Raw genomic sequence first — 22,213 nt, 5'->3', positions numbered from 1 at the left:
TCCGCCGCGGCCAGGGAGTCGTAGCGGCGGGTGAAGTCGAGCGTCTTGCCGCCCAGCGTGGCCTGGAAGTCGGTGACCGCATGCACGAAGTGCACCGCCGCGTCGTTGGCGGCCAGTTCCAGCGTGCGCAGGGTCTCGGCACTGCGGCCGGCGATGTCGGTGGCCGACAGCCGCAGCTGGTAGAAGCCGGCCTCGAAGCGGCGCGGGTCCAGCGTGGCCAGCGCGCCGTCCAGCGGCGCGTGGCCTTCGGCCAGCGTCACCCAGTCGTCGCTGCCGCTGCGCGCGATGGCCAGCACCCAGTGTTCCAGGTTGGCATCGGCCACCTGGCCGCGCAGCACCGTGGCACCGGCCAGCCGGCTGCCGGGCAGCGTGGGGTCCAGCGCCACCACCGGCGCGCCCAGGTCCAGCGGGTTCTTCACGCGCAGCAGCGTCTGCGTGCTGCGGGTGAAGCCGTCGATGTCGGTGGCCGTGGCCACCAGCTGGTACAGCCCGCTGGCCGGCGCGGTGAAGAAGGCGCGGCCGCTGTCGTCCAGCGCCAGCGCGGCGCCATTGACGGTGAGGCTGCGGCCGGCCAGCGCCGAGAAGGCGTCGGCCAGCACCGTGATGGCCACCGGCTGACCCGGCACCGCCGGGAAGCTGGGCGTGAGCACGATGGTCACGTCCGGGCCCTGCGGCTGCGCGGCCACGCGCAGCGCCAGGCCGCGCTCGACGATGCTGCGGCCGTCGGTCAGGCGCAGCATCACCAGGTGGTCGCCGATCTGGCCGGCGCTGGGCGTCCAGCTGAAGCGGCCGGTCTGCGCATCGACCGAGGCGCCGTCGGGCAGGCCGCTGGCCAGCAGCGTCAGCACGGCGCCGCTGTCCGGGTCGGTCATGCCGACATCGAACTGCAGCGTCTGGCCGAGCTGCACCTGGTGGTTGCTGAAGGCCAGCACCGGTGCGCGGTTGGCATCGGCGATGGACAGGCGCACCTCTACCGTGTCCTCGGCGCCCGCGGCGTCGCGGGCGGCGAAGACCAGCGTGTAGTCGCCGGCCTGGTCGTGGCCGGGCGTCCACTGGAAGCGGCCGCTGCCGGTGTCGAAGAAGGCGCCGGCCGGCAGCGGCGACAGCGCGCTGTACAGCAGGCCCTCGCCATCGGGGTCGGTGGCCACCAGGCTGAACTGCAGCTGCTGCTGCTCCTGGCCGCCCAGCGGCGGCATCAGCGCCAGCAGCGGCGCCTGGTTGGTGGGCGTGACGGTGATGGCGATGGTCTCGCTGCTGCTGCTGGCGCCGTCGCTCACCGTGAGCACCACGCCGGCATAGCGGCCGGCGGAGAAGAGGTTGGTCTGCCAGGTGAGCAGACCGGTGGCGCTGTCCAGCACCGCGCCGGGCGGCAGGTTGGTGGCGCTCCAGGTCAGCGGGTCGCCATCGCTGTCGCGGGCGGCCAGCTGCAGCTGCATCAGCTCGCCTTCGGCCACGCTGCGGTCGCCCACGGGCAGCAGCAGCGGCGCCGCGTTGCTGGCACGGGCCAGCACGCGCACGCTGAGCTGGTCGCTCAGGCCGGTGCTGTCGGTGACGGTGAACTGCAGGTCATGCACGCCGGCCTGGGCGGCCGTGGGTGTCCAGCGGAAGACGGCGGTGCCGTACTGGGTGCCAGGCGTGAGCGTGGCGCCCGGCGGCAGGCCGGCATGGCTGAAGCCCAGCGCATCCTGGTCGAGGTCGGTGGCGCGCAGCGTGAACTGCAGCGCCTGGCCGATCACCGCCACCTTGGGGCCGGTGGGCTGCAGCAGCGGCGGCTCGGCGTCGGAATCGGCGGAGATCACGAAGCTGCGGCTGGTGGACAGCGCGGCCTTGGCGCCGCCGCCGTCGCCATCGTCGCGGGCGGTCAGCGTCACCACGTAGTCGCCGCGGTCGCGGGCGCCCGGGGCCAGCGTGAGCAGGCCGCCGCCCTGGGCGTCGGGCGTCCAGGTGGCAAAGCGCGGCAGCTGGTCGAAGCTCAGCGTGACCGGGTTGCCGTCGGCATCGGTGGCGGCGATGGGCAGGTTCAGCACCTGGCCCTTGGCCACGTGCTGGGTCGGGATCTCCGGCAGCACCGGCGGTCGGTTGGCATTGCGCACCAGCAGCGTCACCGTGGCGGTGGCGCTCATCGGCGTGCCGGTGCCGCCGCCATCGTCGGTGGCGGTCACGGTCACCTGCCAGCTGCCGGCCTGGGTGAAGCCGGGGGTCCAGCGCAGCAGGCCGGTCACGGTGTCGAACTCGGCGCCGGGCGGCAGCCCGGCCACGCCGTAGCTCACGCTAGGCAGCGTCGCCTCCGGCGGCGACAGCTCGCCGTCGGCCAGGCGCACCTGGGGCACGAAGCGCGGGTTGTCGGGATCGAAGGCGAAGAGCCGCAGCGCCAGCGGCTGGCCTTCCAGCACCGACAGGTTGCTGAAGCTGTCGAACACCGGCGTGGCATTGGCTTCCAGCACCGTCAGGCGCACCAGGCGCTCGGTGCTGCCGCCGGCGTCGTCGGTGGCCCGGAAGCGGATGCTGAAGGTGCCGCTCTGCTCGTAGCCGGGCGTCCAGCGGAATTCGCCGGTCACCGCATGCAGGGTGGCACCGGCGGGCAGGTCCAGCGCGCTGTACCTCGGCGCGCCGCCATCGGCATCGGTGCCCTGCAGCGCGAAGCGCACCGGGTCGCCCTGGCGCACCAGCCGGTCGGGGATGCCGGCCAGCGCCGGCGGCGCATTCACCTGGTCGACGATGAAGCGCACGCTGCGGGTGACGGTCTGGCGGCCGTCGCTGACCGAAAAGCGCACGTCGGGATAGTCGCCGGCGGCATCGAAGCCGGGCGTCCACTCCAGCACGCCGCGCTGCGCATCGAAGCGCGCGCCCGGCGGCAGCTGGTCCACCCAGTACGAAAGCACGCGGCCCTCGGGATCGCTGGCGGCCACGCCCAGGCTCCAGGCCTGGCCTTCGCGCAGGCGCACGCTGGGTGGCAGGTCGAGCGTGGGCGCGCGGTTGCCGCCCGCCACCTCGATGGTGAACACCTGGGTGGCGTAGCCGCCGCGCGTGTCATACGCGCGCAGCACCACCGGCGTCTGCGCCAGGCTGTCGGCGGTGGGCGTCCAGCGCAGCACGCCGGTCTGCGCATCCAGGCTCAGGCCCTCCGGGCCCTGCAGCAGCACATAGGTGACCACCGCGCCGTCGGCGTCGGCGGCCTGCGCGGCGTACTGCCAGGCGGTGCCGGCCTGGGCCTGCTGCGGCGGCACGCTGCTGAACACCGGCGCCTGGTTCGGGTAGGGCAGGGCATACACGCCGCTGCCCATCTCCACATGCTGGCCCAGCGGGTTGTTCAGGGTGACGGTGTGCACCAGGGTGGAGGCACCGGCGGCCAGCACGTCGCCGGGCAGGCCGGCAGCGATGTCCAGCAGCCAGAGGCCGTCGGGCCGCACTGCGGCGCCCACGGCGCTGCCCGCGAAGTAGCGCGCGGGGTCCAGCGCCAGCAGCGGCGCCCGCAGCTCGTAGGCGGTGAGGTTGGTCACCCGCACGTCGAAGCTCACCTGGCCGGTGGAGCGGTCGGCCCGGGTGGCCACGAACTCCACCTTCACCAGCGGCGAGAAGTCCTGCACCGCGGTGAAGGCGAGGGTGTATGGCGCCGTCAGCTCCAGCCCGCCGGTGGAGCGGATGCGCTTGTCCACCACCAGCTGGTAGTGGTCGGGCTCCGGCGATTCGAAGCGCAGCGTGGCGGTGCGGGTGGCCGCGTCGTAGCTCACGGCGGCGAGCTGCACCCGCCGGCCCAGCGAATCGGTGAGCCGGTAGTTGGCCGGGTTCAGCACCGAGTCCGGCATGCCCGCATCGCCGCGGCGCATGTCGCGGTCGAAGGTGACGGTGATGCTGGCCATCGGCAGCGCCACGAGGCTGCCGGCCACCGGGCCGGTGCGCAGCACCGAGGGCGCCACCAGCGGCGCCACCACGTCCACCTGGCTGCCGTTGGCGATCAGCAACCGGCCGTCGCGGGTGGCCAGCAGCTGCTCGGCGCTGGGGCCGCCCTGGCCCAGCATGACGCTGCGGCGGGTGAACAGGTCCACCATGTGGAGGGCTGCGCCTGCGGCGCTGCCCGAGGGAATGCGGCTGCTGACGAACAGCAGGCCCTGCAGCGGCGTGCCGGCGCGGCCGAAGGCCAACGAATCCAGCGCGCCGTCGAGGCGGAACTGCACCGAGGCCTTGCCCAGCGCATTGAAGCTCAACACCTCGCCGCGGCGCGGCCAGCCGGTGCCCCACAGCGTGCCGTCGGGCGCGATGGCCAGGTCGTCCACCCGCACGTTGCTGAAGTGGGTGAAGCGCCGGCTCACCGGGTCGAAGCGCTCGATGCCGTCGCCGGAGGACACGTAGAACACGCCCTCGGCGGCACTGAACGCCAGCGACTGGGTCAGCCCGTCGCCGTAGCGGTTGATGATCTGCAGCGTGACCGGGTCCAGCTCCAGCAGGGCACCGCCGCCGGTGGTGGCCCACAGGCCGCCGTTGGCATCCCAGCCGAAGTCGTAGACCGGCTGGTCCAGCGCCACCGCAGGCTGCAGCGCATGGCCGCCGTCCTGGTCGAACAGGTACAGCGCGCCGCGGTTCATGCCGCCGGAGACGATGAAGCTGCCGTCCGGCCGCTCGGTGATGGCCAGCGGGCCGATGCCGGAGATGCTGAGCCCGATGCCGGTGGCGAACTGCTCGGCGCCGAAAGGTGCCAGCACCTTCTCGAACAGCGCGGGCCGGTCGGCCGGCTGCGCGGGCAGCTGGGCCTCGGCCTGGGTGAACAGCGCATTGGTGGAGGTGGCATTGGTGGGCGCCGGCGGCGTGCCGGTGTCCTGCGTGGGCGTGCCGGCGTCCGGCAGCTCGCCCAGCTCCACCTGGGTGCCGTCGTCGGGCACGCCGCCGCTGGCGGGGCGCTCGCGGTTGCCAGCCAGGTCGGTGGACAGTGCCATGAAGGCATAGCTGTGCCCGGCCTGGCCCTGGAACAGGGCCTCGGTGGTGCCGGGGGGCACCTGGCGCAGCCACAGCGTCCAGTCGCCGCCGTCGGTGCGCACGTAGACGCTGGTGTGGCGCAGGCCGGAGCCGTCGGCGCCATCCTGGGCCTGCCACTTCACCAGCACGTCGGGGCTGCCCGCGCCCATCGGCACCGCGCTCAGCGTGGTCACCGGCGCGCCGGCATCGGCATCCAGTGGGTCACGGCGGCGGTCTCCATCACCGCGCGGGTGTCCAGCGCCACGCGCGCCTTGGCGCTGATGGTCTGGCCGGTGGTGGCGCCGAAGGCGGCCTGCACCGAGTAGCTGACGAAGCCGGCGCCGCGGCCCTGGCTGTTGTCCGGCGGCAGCAGGCCGCGGGTGGCATCGCGCATCACCTCGCCGGTCAGTGGGTCGATGGCCTGCAGCACCCAGCTGGCGGTGCGGCTCACCGGGTCCACGCCGGCGCTGATGCGCAGGATGAAGCCCAGCGAGTTGCGCAGGTCGATGTCGCCCTGGTAGTTGGCCCGGTCGGGCGGCATGCTCACGTTGATGCCGCCGATGCGCAGGTCGCCCAGGCGGAAGGAGCGCAGCGACAGGTGGTCGTCCAGCCGCGTCTCGATGCGCACCTCGTTGGCGGTGATGGCGGCCTCGGCGGGGTTGCTGAAGCGCACGGTGTACGGCAGCGCGGTGTCCGCCGGCACGTACTGGCGGTCGCCCTGGCCGGTGGGGCCGACGATGGCCGCGCCCTCCACCTTCTGCGCGATGCGGTCGAACAGCGCCTGCAGCTCCAGCGCGGTGAGCCGGTCGCTGGACTGCAGCGAGGAGAAGCCGGGGTCCACCGTCAGGTCGGCGCCGGCGCCGCGGCCGGGCGAAAAGATGTTCAGCGCCTGGAAATGCGTGGGCCGCGACAGCTTCATGTCGAACATGTCGGCGGTGGGAATCTTCGGCACCGGGATGCCGTATTCGCCGCAGTCGATGCTCTCGCGCAGGTCCACGCCCACCAGCGGCGACATGGTGCGCGGCGCATCGCCGTACCAGCGGTGCACCTGCTCGAAGAAGGCGGCCAGGCTGGGCGCACCGGCGATCTCGTGCCCGGCCGGGCCCACCAGCACGCCGCTGGACAGCACCGCCATCAGGCTGATGACCTTGGCGTCCTCGCGGATCGGCGGCGCCTGGTCCTCCTGGCGCAGCAGGCCGCTTTCCTCCAGCGCGCCCAGGTAGGCGTCCACCCAGCGGCCGCTGCCGGCGGCCAGGTTCACCAGCGCGGCATTGGCGGTGGGGTCCTGCAGGATGGCGTCGCGCAGCCGCAGCGCCTGCTGGGTCTGCAGCATCACGAATTCATCGCGCGTCAGTGGCGTGGCGGCCGCGCTGACGTTGAACAGGAAGGGCATGAACAGGTCGACGCAGTCGTCGTTCAGCTTCGCGTTCGGGTCGCTGAAGTAGGCCGCCAGGTCGCTGCCCAGCGAGCCCACGCCGTCCTTCAGTGGATCGAGCTTGGCGATGTCGGGCCGCGCCTCGTAGAGCGCGCGCTTGTAGCCCTCGAAGTCGCGGTCGTACAGCGCCTTCAGCCCCGGGTAGGAGGTGACGGTGAAGCTGAAGCCCACGTTGCCGCCGCCGCTCAGGTCCAGCGCATAGCCGGCGGCCAGCAGGCGGCCGGTGGTGTTGGTCTCGCTGTCCAGCGTGGCCCAGGCCACGTCGGTGCGCTGGCCGTTGTCCGGCCCGCCGCGCACGTTGGACGAGAAGGTGACGTAGGGCAGGCCGAACACCTTGGCGTTGTCGCCCAGCTCGCTGGCGCCCACGTTGAAGTACACGTAGGGCGTGTCCACGTTGGTCAGGCTCTTCAGCGTGACGTTGTAGACCCCGGTCTGGCCGGCCGGCAGCACGCGCGAGCCGCCCAGGCCGATGGACACGTCGATCGGCAGCGCCGCCTCCACCAGGTAGCGGTAGGGCAGGGTGGCCACCGTGCCGTCCGGATGCGTCACCACCACGTCGTACAGGCCGTGCGGCGCATGGCGCAGGTCGAAGGTGGCGATGATCCTCGTGGCGTCGATCACCTGGAAGGCGGTGGGCTCGACCTCGGCGATGCCCGCGCGTGCCAGCTTCACCACCGTGCCCGGCGCGAAGCGCGCGCCGGTGATGGTGGTGGTGACCCAGCGGCTGTCGCCGCCCTGGTCCACCGTGATGTCGTTGACCTGGAACGGCAGGCTGCTGGCCTGCAGCGTCACCGGCGAGGCGGCCGGGCCGGAACGGCCCCGCACCAGCACGTAGTAGGTGCCGGGCTGGGTGGTGGGCACGGTGGCGCGGGCATCGGCGGCCAGCACGCCGGTGCTGCCGACGTCGAAGCTGGCCGGCGTGGCCACGTCGGCATAGCGCACGTACAGCTCGTTGGCGGACACGTCGTCCACGCCGTCCAGCGTCAGGCGCAGCGTGTGGCCGGCGGGCACCACCACCTTGTACAGCCGCTCCTGGCCGGGCGACAGCGTGGTGCTGACGCTGTCGCCCAGCGCCAGCTCGGGCACGGTGAGGTTGATCTTGTCGGTGCTGAGGCCATCGTTGTTGCGCTCGTCCACGCCTTCGACCACCTGGTCGCGCAGGTCGGTGCGCACCACGATGCGGTACTGGCCTTCGCGCGCCGGCGGCAGCGTCACCGTCTTCTCGGCGTGATAGCCCTGGCCGGCGGCCAGGGTGCGGTCCTGCTCCAGCGTGCCCAGCAGCACGTCGTCCAGGCTCCAGCTGTCGTCCAGCGACAGGTACAGCGCATCGGTCCAGCGGCCGCTGACGGTGGCGCCGTGGTCGTTGCGCACGTCCCAGCCGATCTTCACCGTGCCGCCGGTCTGGCCGGTGGACGGCACCTGCACCGCGCGCACCTGCAGGTCCGAGGGCGGCGGCAGCTGGATCAGCACCGGGTCGGCGCTGCGCCCGGCATTGTTGCCTTCCAGGCCGCCTTCGAACACCGCGCCGCGCGGCTGGCTGCCGGGGCTGGTGATGGGGTCCGTCTCCACGAACAGGTAGTACGAGCCGGTGAGGTCGTTGGGCAGGCGGAAGCTGCCGCTGCGCTCGTAGAAGCCGCCGTTGGCGGCCACCGCGCCCTGGTGCTCGATCTGGCCCAGCAGCCGGTCGGTGTTGGGATCGAAGTTGCCGTCCACCGACAGGTACACCCGGTCCAGCCAGCGGGCATCGGCCGGCGTGGCCGCGCCGCCCACGTTGCGCACGGTGTAGCTGAAGTCGATTGGCTGCCCGCGGGTGTACTTCGCCGCCGAGGGGGTGACCACCGTCACCCGCAGGTCGGCCGCCGGCGACAGCACCACGTCCACCGCCTTCACGGCGATGTTGTTGCCCTCGTCGCGGAACTCGGGCACCGCGTCCTGGCCCACCTGCACCTGGCCCAGCCCCACGGTGGCGGCCTGGCCGGTGCGCTCGGCGCCGATCACGTTGCTGTCGGTGAAGGCGATGAGGTACCACGGGCCCTCGGTGTCGCCCGGGATGGTGACCACCGCATCGCGCTGGTAGGACTGCCCCGCCGCCAGGCCGCCGTAGCGGATGAAGCTGGCCAGCTGCAGGTCGTTGGGGTCCAGCGAGGGATCGCGCGACAGGTACACCCGGTCGGTCCAGATGGACTGCCGCGTGTCCCGCGTGCCGGCATTGGTGACGCTGAAGCTCACCGTCACCGTCTGGCCCGACATCACCGGCGTGGCCGACAGCGTGATGGGCGAGATCTTCAGGTCGGGCTCGCGGTAGGTCACCTGGATGTCGCCGCGGCCCAGGTTGTTGGCGGTGTTGGCGGCCTCGTACACGGTGCCCAGGTAGCGGCCGCGCGAATCGCCGTTGCCGCCGGCCTCGGGCTCGGGCGAGGGATAGCTGTTGGGCTGGTAGTCCGTCAGCACGTAGACGTAGTAGGGACCGTCGAAGCCCGCGGGCAGCGCCAGCTCGGCCGAGGCCTGGTAGCTGGCCTGGCTGGCCAGGCCGCTGCCGGCCGGATGCGTGACCGTGCCCAGCAGCCGGGTGCGGCTGCTGTTGGGCTGGAACACCGGGTCGGGCGAGATGAAGACCGCATCGGTCCAGGCGCGGGTGCCCGACCACACGGCCGCGCCCACGTTCTGCACCGTCCAGCTGATCAGCGCCTTCTCGCCGGAGAAGTTCTGCGCCGGCGTGCCGACCGTGATGACCTTCAGGTCCGCCGGGCGGGCCTGCACCTCGGCGGCCACGGTGCGGCCGTTGTTGTTCTCGATGGTCTCGGCGATGGTGCGCAGCGGATCGGTGTCCGCCAGCACCGTGACGTACCAGCCCTTGGCGGCCGGCGAGAGGTCGAAGCTTCTGGTGACGGTGTAGCCCGTCTTGGAGGCCAGGCCCGCCGGGCGATCGAAGGTGCCCAGCACCCAGCGCTTGGCCGCCGGGTCGTTGAGGTTCGGCGTGTCGTGCAGCACCACGGTGTCGGTCCACGGCCCGTTGGCCGGGCCTTCGCCCTCGTTGCGCACGGTGTAGGTCACCTCGAAGGGCCGGTCCACCGAGCCCGGCTGGTCGGGCGTGGCATTGGTGCTCACCGCCGTGACCTGCAGGTCGGGCAGCGGCAGCACCGGCGTGCCCAGGATGTCGATGGCCCGGGCCTTGTAGTTGTTGCCGCTCTCCTCGTTGGGATCGTCGGCGTTGACGTGGATGTCCAGCGTGTCTTCCAGCACCGCGTCGTAGGCATCGGCCCAGGGCGTGAGGTACCAGGTGCCCGACTCGATCTGCTGCGGCAGCCGCACCGTCAGCTCCACGTCGTAGCTGCCGTCCTTGGACAGCGCGCCCACGTGCGTCCTGCTGCCCAGCAGGATGGCGGCGTTGCCCGGGATCTGGATCGGCGTGCCGTCGGCGGTGAGCACCGAGCGCGGGCCGGGGCTGGGGCGGGTCCTGTCGCGGGTGAGCCAGAGGGTGTCGGTCCAGCTCGATCGGTTGGTGGGCGTGTCGTTGACGTTGGTCACCGTCCAGCGCACCGTGATCTCGCCGCCGTACACGCCCTGCGAGGGCGCGACGACGTTACTGGTGAGCAGGTCGGCGCTGGGCTGGGCCACCACGTTCACCGCCCGCGAGGCGCTGTTGTTGCGCTCGTTGGCCTGCGGATATTCCTCCACTGCATTGCCGCCATCGGCCACCACCAGGAAGTGGCCGCCGCCGCGGTAGCGCTCGGGCATCACCACCGAGGCGGTGGTGCTGTAGCTGCCGGTGGTGGCAGGCAGGGCCTGGTCGTTGATGACCGTGGCCAGCAGCACCGCACCCTGCATCGTCCCGCTGGGCGAGAACCACACCTGGTCGTGCCACACGCCGGTGGCCGCCACCGGGCCGCGGTTGACCACGGTGAAGGTCACCGCCACCGTCTGGCCGGCCGTGGCCTGCGCCGGCGCCGTGACGCTCTGCACCTGCAGGTCCGGCCGCGGCAGCAGCGACAGCATCAGCACCGCATCGTCCAGCGTGGTGTTGTTGGCCGGCTCGGTGGCGCCTTCGAACACCGAGTTGCCGGCGTCGGTGGTCACCCGGATCTGCCAGCCGCCTTCGATGCGGCTGGGCAGCTTGAAGCGCTCGGTGCGCAGGTAGCTGTTGCCGGCGCCCAGGCCGGCCGCATGGGTGAAGCTGCCCAGCGTGATGGGCCGCGGCGTGGCCGGGTCGGCCGGATCGGCGCCGGCCTTGACCAGCACCACGGTGTCGGTCCAGCTGCCGGCGGCACGGGCGTCGCCGTCGTTCAGCACCTCCCAGGTCACCTCGACGGTGTCGCCCTCGTGGGCGTCGGCCGGGCCGCTGATGGCGATCACCCGCAGGTCGGGCAGCAGCGACTGGGCCACCTGCACCGGCTGCGGCGCGGCCGCACGGTTGTTGTCGGTGTACACCAGCTCGAACGGGCCGCTGGTGCGCACGAAGGCGTACAGCGTGCCGCTGAAGGTGTCGGGCAGCGACACCACGCCGGTGCGGGTGTAGTGCCCGCCCACCTCCAGCACGCCGATGTGCTGGAAGCCCATCGCCTTGACGATGTGCTGCCCGGCGGCGTCGCTGGTCAGCACCACCTCGTCGGTCCAGCGGTCGGTGTCGGTGCGGCCGATGCCGCGGTTGGTCACCGTCCAGGTCACCGCCACCGTGCCGCCCGACTGCGCGTTCGCCTGCGCCGACACGCCGCCCATCTCCAGGTCGGCATACGGTCGGGTCATCAGGTCGAGCGGGGCGGCGGGCGAGTCGGTGTTGTCCGCCTCGCCCCCGTGCTCGAAGACCTGGTTCTCCGCATCGGTCTTCACCAGCACATGGAAGCGGCCGCTGCGTCCGGGCGGCGCGAACATGGTCTCGGTGCGGCTGTATACGCCGCCCTGGGCCAGCCCGCCCTCGTGGCGGAAGCTGCCCAGCAGGATGTCGTCGGCATCGCCGAACACGGTGTTGGTGCTCAGCACCACGGTGTCGGTCCAGGCGTCGGTCAGGCCGGCGCCGGTGCCGTGGTTGCGCACGCTCCAGCTCACCGTCACCCGCGCCGGGTCGGCGATCAGCTGCGTCGGCGCGACGATGTCGAAGGCCTGCAGGTCGGCATAGGCCTGCAGGTCGGCCTGCAGCGACAGCAGGCTGCGGTTGTCGGCCTCGTGGCCCAGCTCGCGCAGTGCGTCGCCGTCGTCGGTGACCGCGATCAGCTGCCAGGCGCCTTCGGCATCGATGGGAATGGTGACGTCGAAATCGACGTGGTAGCCGCCGCCCGGCAGCAGGCTGCGCGTGGCGGTGTGGCTGGCCAGCAGCCGGTCCCCGGCATCCACGGTACCGTCGCGGGAGAGGTACAGCCGGTCGGTCCAGGTGCCGCTGGCTGCAGCGGTGCCCGACTGGACGACGTCGAAGCCCACGGTGAGCTGCTGGGCGGAATCCACCCGCGCCGGCGCAGTGAGGCCGCCGGCCTGCAGGTTGAGGTGGCGCAGGCCCAGCGTGCCGTCCACGCGGGTGTTGTCGCTGTCGCGCCCGGCCTCGAACACCTTGCCGCCGGCATCGGTGACGACGATCAAGCGTGCCTGCACATCGGCCCAGGCCGGCAGCTGCACCTGCAGGCTGTCGGCATAGCTGGCGCCGGCGGCCAGGCTGCCGCTGCGCTGCTTGCTGCCCAGCAGCACCGCGCCGGCCAGCTGGCCGTCGGCGGAGAGGTAGAGGTAATCCACCCAGGGGCCGGTGGCGGCGGCCTCGCCGCCGTTGAGCACCTCCCACGTGACGGTGGCGGCGCCGCCGGCCAGCGCCGTGAGCGGTCCGCTCACGCCCTGCGCCACCAGGTTGGGCGCCGGCGCGGGACGGACGGTGAGCACCGCATCGGCCGCGCGCAGGTTGTCGGAGGTGCGGCCGTCGTCGAACAGCGCGCCGTCCAGGTCGGTGCGCACCAGCACCTTCCACGGGCCCTGCAGGTCGGGCGGCAGCAGGAAGTTCTCGCGGCGGCCATAGCTGGCGCCGGCGGCCAGCGGGCCGTTCAAGGTGACGGTGCCCAGCACGATGTCGTCGGCATTGCCAAACTCGTCGTCCTGCGACAGCACCACCCGGTCCTTCCAGCTGCCGGTGGCGGCGGTGTCGCCGCCGTTGGCCACGCGCCAGGCCACCTCGATGGCCGCGCCGGCCAGCGCCACGGTGGGCGCCTGCACCAGCTGCACCGCCAGGTCGGTGTAGGGCGCCACCAGGCTGATGGCGCGCGGCTGGGAGGTGTTGTCGGCCCGGGTGTCGGGCTCGGTCACCTGCTGGGTGGCATCGGTGACGACCACCCAGCGCAGCATGCCGTTGCGCTGCAGCGGCAGCGGCACCTGGGCGCTGGCCTGGTAGCTGGCGGTGGTGCCCAGCGGGCCATCGTGCGGCACGTCGATGGTGAGCAGCGCATGCGCCGGATTGCCGTCGGTGGTCAGCAGCAGCCGGTCGACCCAGCGGCCGGTGGCGGGCAGGGCGCCGCCATTGGTCACCGTCCACTTCACCGTGACGGTGGTGCCGCCGCGGCCGGTATCGGGTGCCTCGTCGATCACCACCGACAGGTTGGGCGCGGCCGACAGCAGCGCATTGAAGCCGAGGGTGGCGCTGTTGTTGTTCTCGGCGTCGTTGGCGGCATTGGCCTCCAGCACGGTGCCCGCGGCTTGCGGGCTGGCATCGGCGGTGACGGTGACGCTGATGGCGCCGGCGCCTCGGCTGCCCACCGGCAGCTGGAAGGTGGCCAGGCGGTCGCGCGACTGGCCGGGCAGCAGCAGGCCGGAGACGGTGGCGTCGTAGGGCAGGGCCTGGTCGAACAGCACCTCGCCGGTGGTGGTGTTGACCACCCGCAGGCGGTCGCGGAAGCTGCCCGGCACCGCGGTGTTGCCCGCATTCACGTCGCGCCAGCGCACGGTGACGGTGTCGCCGGACTGCGCGCCGCCCACCCGTTCCAGCCCTTGCACCACCAGGTCGGGCGCATTGGGCACCAGCAGCTGGGCGATGTTGTTGGTCTCGCCGCTGCCGGCAGGGTTGGACTCCGCAAGCAGGCCGGTGCTGTCCACCGTCACCTCGAAGCGGATGCGGCCTTGCGCACCGGCGGCCGGCCAGTCGAAGGTCTCGCTGCGCGACAGGCTGGCGCCGTTGCCTTCCAGCGTGCTGCCGTCGTGCAGCACGGTGCGGGTCAGCAGCACCTGGTTGTTGCTCAGGTTGCGCACCACCAGGGTTTCCTGCCAGGAACCCTGGGCCGGGCGCTGGCCGGTGTTGGCCGTCTCCCAGCGCACGGTCACGCTGGCGCCGGCCGTCCAGCCGCCGCCGGCCGGCTCCACCCGCAGATGCTGCGGCACCAGGTCCGGGTAGCTGGCCAGCACCGAATTCGCCACCGTCGCGGTCTGGTTGTTGGTCTCGGCGCGGCCGGCGCGGTTGTGCTCCCTGAGCGTGTCGTCCACGTCGGTGGTGACGGAAAAGCGCAGCGCCCCGGCGCCGCGGGCGCCTTCGGGCAGCGTGATCTCCACGCTGCGCGGCTGGCGGCCGCCGCTGGCCAGCGGGCCGTCCGCGGCCGGCCGCGGCAGCCGCCGGGTCTCGATGACCTCGCCGGTGTCCACCCGGGTGAGGACCAGCCAGTCCACCCAGGCGCCATCGGCCGGCAACTCGCCGGCATTCACGTCGGTCCAGCTCACCGTCACGCGGCCACCGGAGCCGATGGGCCCGCCCCCCACGGCGGTGACGATCACGTCCTCCACCGTCAGGTCCGCGCCGGGCTTGCCTTCCAGGGCGGTGATGGGCACCGGCGCCCGGTCGGGCAGCGGCTGCAGGTTGAAGCGGTAGGTGTTGGCCGCGCTCTCGTCGCGCGCGCCTTCGAAGGCCAGGGTGTAGCGGCCGGCATCGGCCAGGCGGAACACGTCCACGTCGGTGCCGATCGCGGTGTCCCACACCAGGTTGCCGTAGGGGCCCCACAGCCGCACGCGGCCGCCGGTGGCCTGCGCGGCCTGCTGGTCGAAGAAGAAGCGGTCGCCGGCGTTGGCGCTGAAATGGTAGAAGTCGGAGCGGTTGCCCGGGCTGAGCGTGCCCTCCTGCGCGGTGCCGGGCGTGGCCTGGGCCACGGTGCTGCCGGCCACGTCCACCAGCCGGAAGGCGAAGCTGCCCACGGTGTCGCCCGCGGGATCGACGGTCAGGGTGTAGATGCCGGGCGGCAGTTCCAGCAGCGCGCCGCCCAGGTCGGCGCTGTCGGACCAGCGCAGCTGCGTGGGAGCCACCACCGTGCCGCGCGGCCCGGTGAGCGACCAGCGGAAGGTGCTGGGCGACAGGCTGTCCATGCGCACCCGGCGCGCGGTCTGCAGGTCCAGCGTGTACACCGCCACGCCGCCGGGCGTGTTGAAGGTGTGGCTCGTCACCGCGTCCAGCACCAGCGTGGCCGCATGGTCGGCCACCGGCTGCACGCCGTAGTTCAGCACGTTGGGCTCGGCGCCCGCCGTGCGGTAGCCCTCGAACACCAGGGTGTAGCGGCCGCTGAGCGGCAGGGCCAGGGTGTCGAAGTCGCTGTCGATGGCGCGGCTGAACAGCAGGTCGCCGGTGGGCGAGACCAGCCGCCAGCTGGCCTGGTTGCTGGTGGCGCCCTGGGGGTCGAAGTAGAAGCGCTGGCCGGCCTGCGCATCGAAGTAGCGCACCTCGGTGGCATGGCCGGGCGACAGCGTCACGCTCTGGGCCTGGCCTGGCGTCAGCGGCAGCGCCGCGCCCAGGTTCACCAGCCGGAAGCCGTAGCTGCCGGTGGTGTTGCCGTGGATGTGCACGGTGTAGCGCCCCGGCGGCAGCTCCATCACCGGATTGCCCGGGGCATCGGTGGCCCGCTCCTGGAAATTGCGCTCGAACAGCGTGCCGCGGCCCTGGGCGTCCAGCGACCAGCGCAGCGCGCTGGAATCCACCCGCGGATCCATGATGACCCGGGTGGTGCTGGTGAGCTCGAAGCTCCAGCTGTCGCGCTGCTGGCTGCTGTTGCGCTGGCCCTCGGCCAGCGCGCCCAGCTCCAGCGGCTGCGGCACGGTGGGCGTGCTGTCCAGCTTCACCCAGTCGATGGCCACGTCGGTCCTGGCAAGGCTGCCGCCGGTGGTGGACGCCTGGTACAGCCCCAGCCGCAGCCCGTTGGCAAAGGCGGCGGTGGTGAAGCTGAACTGCCGCGCCGCCAGTTCCTGGCCCTGGTCGTCCAGCAGCACCGCGCGCACCCGCTGGCCGGGGCCGCCTTCCAGCCGCAGCCGGTACCAGGTGTTGTTGGCGAAGTCGAAGGCCGTCTCGCCGAAGCCGTCGAAGGGCCGGGCATCGCTGCGGAACACGCGGCCCTGGCCGTCGGGGTTGCTGCGCAGGGCCACGGCGGTCCAGCGGCTGGCGTCCACCGCGTCGGCCAGGTACAGGCCGATGGGCTCGTCCCAGGCCACGCCGGGTGCCTGGGTCAGGGTGTTGAAGCGCACCTCCCAGCGGAAGTTGTCCGCCGGCGCCAGCAGGCGGCTGGACATGGCTTCGAGCGTGCCGTTGGCCACGCTGTTCTGCAGCCGCAGCACGGTGGCGCCGTCCAGCGTCTCGAAGACGGCAGCCGGCAGCGGCCGCTCGCCCAGCGTGGTGGGCCCGCGGCCGGCCTGCCAGTCGGCCGACAGCTGCGGGCCGTCGAAGTCGTCCTGCCAGTGGGTGCCGGGCAGCATCTCGGCCAGGGTGTTGCCGCGGTGCTCCACCCGGAAGCGGTAGGTCTTGGGCGAGGTGTCGGCGCGGCCGCCTTCGACCAGCAGCACGTAGCGGCCGGTCTGCTGCAGCTGCAGCGTGCCGCTGTCGCTGGCGAAGGAGGCGCTGTAGACCTGCTCGCCGGTGGGCGCGATCAGGCGCCAGCGCAGGTCGTTGTGGCCGCTGGGCACGCCCAGGCTGTCCAGCGCCAGGCGGTCGCCGGCGGTCACGTCGATGGCATGGGCCTGGGTCATCGCGCCCCAGGCCAGGGTGCCGGTGAGGTCCTGCCCGGTCTGCACCGGCTGCGGCTGCAGGCCGCTGGCCAGGTCCAGCAGGCGGAAGGCGAAGTCGCCCACCGCATCGCCCGGCGGGTCGATGGTCAGGCTGTAGCTGCCGGGCACCAGGGTGAACACCACGCGCTGCGAAGCGCCCGGGTCGGCCGACCAGCCGTCCAGCCCGCCGATGTCGTTGGCATCGGTGTTGCGCAGCGAGCGCTGGTCCACCAGCCGGCCGCGCGGGCCGTCCAGCGACCACAGGAAGCCGCTGTCGCCCAGCACGTCCATCACCACGGTGCGCGGGGTGGTCACCTCGAAGGTGTAGGTGGCCTTCTGGCCCGGCTGGCTGATGCGCCCGGCCACGGCGCCCGGCACGGCGGCCAGGCCGTCCACCACCTCGCCGTGCAGGCCCAGCGGGCCGCCGTCGGCCACGGCGGTGCCGGCGCCTTCATGCAGGCCGTAGCTCAGCACCAGGCCGGGCGTGGCCGGGTCCACCGGCTGGCCGCTGCTGGTCCCGATCTCGTCCGGCGTCCGGGCGACGTTCCATATCCGCACGTCGGTGATGCGGCCGTCGAAGGCGGCCAGTCCGCTCCACGACTCGTCGCTGCGGCCGATCTGCAGGCCGCGGCTGGGCGAGGACACCATGTCGGCCTTGCGCACCACCATGCTGGCCACCTCGTCGCCGTCGACGAAGAGCTTCATCACGCCGTTCACGCGGTCGATGGTGGCGGCGATGCGGGTGGCCACGCCGGCCTTCACCAGGCCGTTGGCGGTGGTCAGGTACTGGTCCTGGCCGTCGCTGGTGCTCAGGTGCAGCGCGCCGCCACTGGTGACGTACAGCGCCCAGCTGCGGCCAGGACCGTAGCTGGCATCGCCCCGGCCCAGGTAAAGCACCGGCATGTAGCTGGCGGCGAAGCTGTCCACCGTCACCGTGGCTTCCATCGACACGGTGCGGCGCGCATCCAGCGCCGGGCTGGGCGGCACCGCCACATGCCAGTGGCTGCCGAAGTCCAGGCCGGCGGCAGCGCCGCTGCCGCGCCACGGCGGCGTCAGTGCCTGCGGCTGGCCGATCTGCAGCGGCAGCACCGTGTCCTGCACCCGGTGCAACGCAAAGCGGTAGGCCACCCGCTGGTCGGCATTGCCGCGCGCGCCTTCCAGCAGCACGGTGTAGCGGCCGGCGGTGGTCGCCTCGAACACGCCGGCATCGCCGTTGAGTCCCTGGTCCACCAGCAGGTCGCCGTGGGGCGTGAGCACCCGCAGCCGCCCGCCCTGCAGCGCCAACGCCTGCAGGTCGAAGTAGAAGCGCTCGCCGGCCGCGGCGTTGAAGGCATGGGCCTGGGTGGCGCTGCCGGGGACCAGTTCGCCGGACACCGGCTGGGCATCGGTGAGCAGGGGCGCCTGGTCCAGCGGCAGCAGCCGCAGGGCATAGGGGGAGCGGACATCGCCCTCGGTGCGCAGCGTCAGCGTGTAGACGCCGGGCTGCAGATCCAGCAGCGTGTGGCCTTCATGGCCGTCGGTGTTCGCCAGCCAGCCGCCGCGCGAGAGGCCGCCGGTGCCGCTGAGCTGCCACTTCACCTGGCCATAGGGCTCGCCCAGCGTGTCCAGCACCACCAGGCGGCGCTGGTCCACGGTGAGGCGGTAGGTGTCCACCTGGCCGGGCACCGCCAGCAGGCCCGACAGCGTGCCGGGCAGGCCGGCATACAGGCTGCTGACGCTGGCCGCCGGGCTGCCGGGCCGGCCGCTGGGGCTGCTGCCGTCCTGCAGGCTGTCGAAGGGCAGGTACACCGCCAGGCCGGATTCCTGTCCGGTGAGGGCGCTGCCCTTGAGCCCGTCGATCTGCTGCGCGCTGCGCACGCCGCGCCACAGGCGCAGCTCGTCGATGGCGCCGTCGAACAGGCCGCCGTCCAGCGCACCGCCCACCATCAACGCGGCGCCGTTGTCGGCCGGCGGCTGGCCGTCCAGCGTGCCGGTGGAGGCGAGCACGCCGTTGATGTACAGGCGCAGCTGCGGCGTGGCGGCGCTGCGGTCGATCACCGCGGCCACATGCGTCCATTGGCCCAGCTGGATGCTGCCGGCCGCGGTGTCCAGCGTGCGGTTGCTGCCGTTGGCGTCGGCGGTGCTCAGGTGCAGGTAGCCGGCGCTGTTGAGCCACAGCGAATAGCTGCGCGTGGCCGCGGTGCCGTTGGAACGCGCCACGATCGGCATCCAGCTGCCGTTGAAGCGGTCGGGGCGGATCCAGGCCTCGATGGTCAGGTCGCCGCGCAGGTCCACGTCGGGGCCGTTGGCCACGCTCACGCGGGTGTCGGCCACGTCGCGCAGCGCCTGGCCCACCGGCCCGGCCACCAGCACCGGCGCCGTGCCGTGCGACTGGCCCAGCACCACGTCCATCACCGGGGACGGCGCCGGCACCAGGTTGAAGCGGAAGGGCGTGGCCTGCTGCCAGGCCTGGCGGCCGCCCTCGACCAGCAGCACGTAGGTGCCGGTGGCGGGCAGGGTGAAGTGGTCCTGGTCGCCGCGCAGGCCGCTGGTCCACAGCGCGCTGCCGTCCGGCTTGACCAGCCGGTAGCGGCCCAGCGTGCTGCCGGCGCTGATGGCGTCGAAGTAGAAGCGCTGGCCCGCCTCGCCCTGGAAGCTGTAGGCCACGGTCTGGCTGCCGCGCTCCAGCAGGCCCTGCACCGCTGTGCCGGGCACCATGGGCGTGGCCTGGGCCAGGTCCAGCAGCCGCAGCGCATAGGGCGAGGTGGTGTCGCCGCCGGTGGATTCGACGGTCAGCGTCCACCGGCCGGCCACCAGGTCGAACACCGCATGGCCGTCGCCGGCATCGGTGTTGTCGAAGCTGCGCGGGCCGATCTGCCGGCCCTCGGGGCCGTCCAGACGCCAGCGCACGTTGCCCAGGTTCTGCAGCACGTCCACCGCGATGCGGCGGCCGCCCTCCAGCATGAAGCTGTAGCGATCCTTCTCGCCGGGCGTGCCCAGCAGGCCGGCGATGGTGCCGGCGGGCACCGCCACTGGCGACAGCCGCTGCACCGGCAGCGACAGCGGGCCGGCGTCCTGCACCTGCGCGCCGTCCAAGGCCAGCCGCAGCACCAGGCCTGCCGCATCGGCGGCCACGGTGGCGCCGCGCTGGCCCTCGATCTGGGCGGCACTGCGGGCGGTGTTCCACAGCCGCAGCTCGTCCATGGCGCCGTCGAAGAAGCCGTGGTCGCCGGCGTTCTCGATGTCCGCGCCCAGGCGCAGCGCGCCCTGCACCGCCACGGCAGGGGCCGCCGACGCCAGCGCCAGGCTGCCCCGCAGCTCGCCGTCGACGTACAGCCGCAGCGCGGGCTGTGCGCCGCTGCGGTCCACCACGCCGGCCAGGTGGGTCCAGCGGCCCAGCTGCACCAGGCCGGCGGCGCTGGTCACCACGCGGGCGCCACCGGCATCGCGGGTTTCCCAGCGCACCGAGCCGTCCGCGTTGAGCCACAGGCCCATGCTGCGCTGCGCGGCCGCATCGCCACGCACCGCCACCGGCATCCAGGTGTCGGACCAGGCGCGCGGCTGGACCCAGGTCTCCAGCGTCAAGTCGCCGCGCAGGTCCACCGCGGGCTGGTCCACCACCACGGCCTGCTGCTGGTCGAAGGCCAGCGCGCCGCCGTTGCCCGCCACCGGCGCGCCGGCCACCGCGCGCGGCGGCGCCAGCACCGTCTCGCCGAAGTCCATCTGCCGGACCGTGTCCTGCAGCGGCGTGATGCGCAGCCGCACGGTGTTGGCCACCGTCTCACTGCGCTGGCCCTCGATCAACAGCGTATAGCGGCCGGTGTCGGGCAGCGGCAGGCTGCTCATGTCGCTGGCGGTCTGCGCCAGCAGCTGCTGGCCGCTGGGCGAGATCAGCCGCCAGTGCGCATTGGGGCGGGTGGCCGACAGCAGGTCGACGAACACCGCGCTGCCGGCCTGCGCCTCGAACGAGACCAAGGCCGAGGTGTTGCCCGGCGACAGCGTGATGCTGGCTTCCTCGCCCAGGGCCACCGGCGTGGTGCCGGCGCCGTCCAGGTCGAGCAGGGCGAAGGCGTAGGCGCCCGTCTCGCCGCTGACGGCCATGCTGTAGGTGCCGGCTTCCAGCGCCATCACCGGGTTGGCCGACCACGACGCGGCATCGCGCCACAGCGCGCGCGACACCGTGCCGCGCGGGCCGGTGAGCTGCCACACCATGTCGTTGTTGCTGCGCGAGTCCAGCACCACGCGGCGCGTCTGGTCGAGCGTGAAGGTGTAGCGGGCCACCTCGCCGCTGCTGTTGCGCGTGCCGGAAGCCTCGCTGCCCAGCTCATAGCCGCTGCCGGTGGGCGCGGGCGGCGGCGTGCCGCCCTGGCGGCGCACCGCGAACTGCAGCTGGTTGGCATCGGCGCGGTTGCGCCGGCCTTCCACCACCAGCGTGTAGTGGCCGCTGGCGGCCAGGGTCAGCGCCTGGTCGCTGCCGAGGTACTGCGAGAACAGCTGGTCGCCCTGGGCATTGAAGAGCCGCCATTGCGCGTCATAGCTGGTGGCCGAGAGGATGTCGAACAGCAGCTGGTCGCCGGCCTGCGCATCGAAGTGGTAGAGGTGGGTCTCGGCCCCGGTGGCCAGCGTGTCGTCCACCACCTCGTCCAGCGAGATGGCGCGGCGGTAGGTGGCGTCGGTGGAAGCCAGGTCGAGCAGGCGGAACTGGAAGTGCGGCCGGGCGTCGCCCGCGGCCTCGAAGTGCAGCGTGTAGTGGCCGGCGTCCAGGTCCAGCGCCTGGCGGTCGGTGCGCGAAGGATCCCAGCCGGTGAAGCCGCCGAAGTCGCGCGAGTCGCTGAAGGCCACGGTGCGCGGCGCGCTGGCCGGCACCACCTCGCCATGCGGGCCGGTGAGCCACCAGGTGGCGGCGGACGTGTCGGACAGCAGGTCGAACAGCACCTGGCGGCGGCCGTCCAATTGGAAGTCGAAGGCCAGGCTCTGGCCCGGCACGTCGAACCTGGCTTCGCGGGCCTGGCCCAGCACGAGGCTGGCGTTCTTGTCCGGCACCTGGTGCAGCGTGATGGCATAGGCCGTCACCGCATCGGCGGGCCGCTGCACCTGGCCTTCGATCAGCAGGGTGTAGGTGCCGGTCTGCAGCGCGGTGAAGGTGTCGATGTCATGGGCCAGGCCGCGTGCATCGAGCACCTGCTTGCCGTCCGGGCCCAGCAGGCGCCAGGTGGCGTCGTCGCCCTCGGTGCGGTCGATGAAGAAGCGCTGGCCGGCATTGGCATCGAAGCGGTACAGGTCGGTCTCGCGCGCCGAATCCAGCGTGCCTTCCACCGCCTGGCCACGCGGCAGCAACTGGGCCTGCGCCAGGTCCAGCAGGCGGAAGCGGTAGTCGCCCACCGTATCGCCCACGCCGTCCACCGACAGGGTGTAGCTGCCGGCGGCCAGCGACATCGCATCGGCCTGGGGAGCGTTGCCGGCATCGGCCTGGCGCAGCGTGTGCGGCGACACCACGGTACCGGCGGGGCCCTCGAGCTGCCAGCGGATGTCGGTGGCCGGCGTGAGCGAGTCGAAGACCAGCCGCACGTCGCTGGCCAGCGTGAAGCTGTACTGATCGACCTCGCCCGGCACCTCGATGCGGCCCTGCACCTCGGGCGCTGCAGGCGCGGGGGCGGCTGCGGCCGCGGCGCTGACCGGATCGGCCGACAGCAGCACACGGGGCTCTACCGTCTCGAAGACCAGCTTGCCGGGCAGTTCCTCCGCGGGCGCCAGCTCCTGCGTGGCCCGCCGCAGCAGCCGCTGCAGCAAGGTCCGGCTGGGGAGCCGGCCGGTTTCCATGCGCGCATCCACGCGCTGACGCTCTGCCGAGCCCTTGCTGCCCTTGCGCTGCCCCAT

Annotated in this window: 2 protein-coding genes (1 of these 2 only partly in view); both read right to left on the bottom strand. The window is 72.7% G+C overall.

All coding sequences use genetic code 11. The features are described from left to right. A protein-coding gene (locus LRS14_RS03995) for an Ig-like domain-containing protein (RefSeq protein ID WP_257798682.1) crosses the window boundary here: on the bottom strand, positions 1–5,144 show its beginning. Its footprint begins 18,655 nt before the window's first position; only the first 5,144 of its 23,799 coding nucleotides appear in the window; its start codon is at positions 5,142–5,144; the stop codon falls past the left edge of the window. After that, entirely contained in the window at positions 5,141–22,213 is a 17,073-nt protein-coding gene (locus tag LRS14_RS03990; protein ID WP_310740795.1) for a CARDB domain-containing protein, read from the bottom strand. The genes LRS14_RS03995 and LRS14_RS03990 overlap by 4 nt, the downstream gene beginning before the upstream one ends.

The organism is Aquincola sp. J276 (assembly GCF_024700035.1).
GTDB classification, from domain to species: domain Bacteria; phylum Pseudomonadota; class Gammaproteobacteria; order Burkholderiales; family Burkholderiaceae_C; genus Aquincola; species Aquincola tertiaricarbonis.
The sequence above is the reverse complement of the archived record's forward strand: the minus strand, read 5'-3'. Positions and strand labels throughout refer to the sequence as shown.

Coding starts and splice junctions, on each gene's coding strand:
- LRS14_RS03990 (WP_310740795.1), bottom strand. CDS start 22,213: ATGGGGCAGCGCAAGGGCAGCAAGGGCTCGGCAGAGCGTCAGCGCGTG.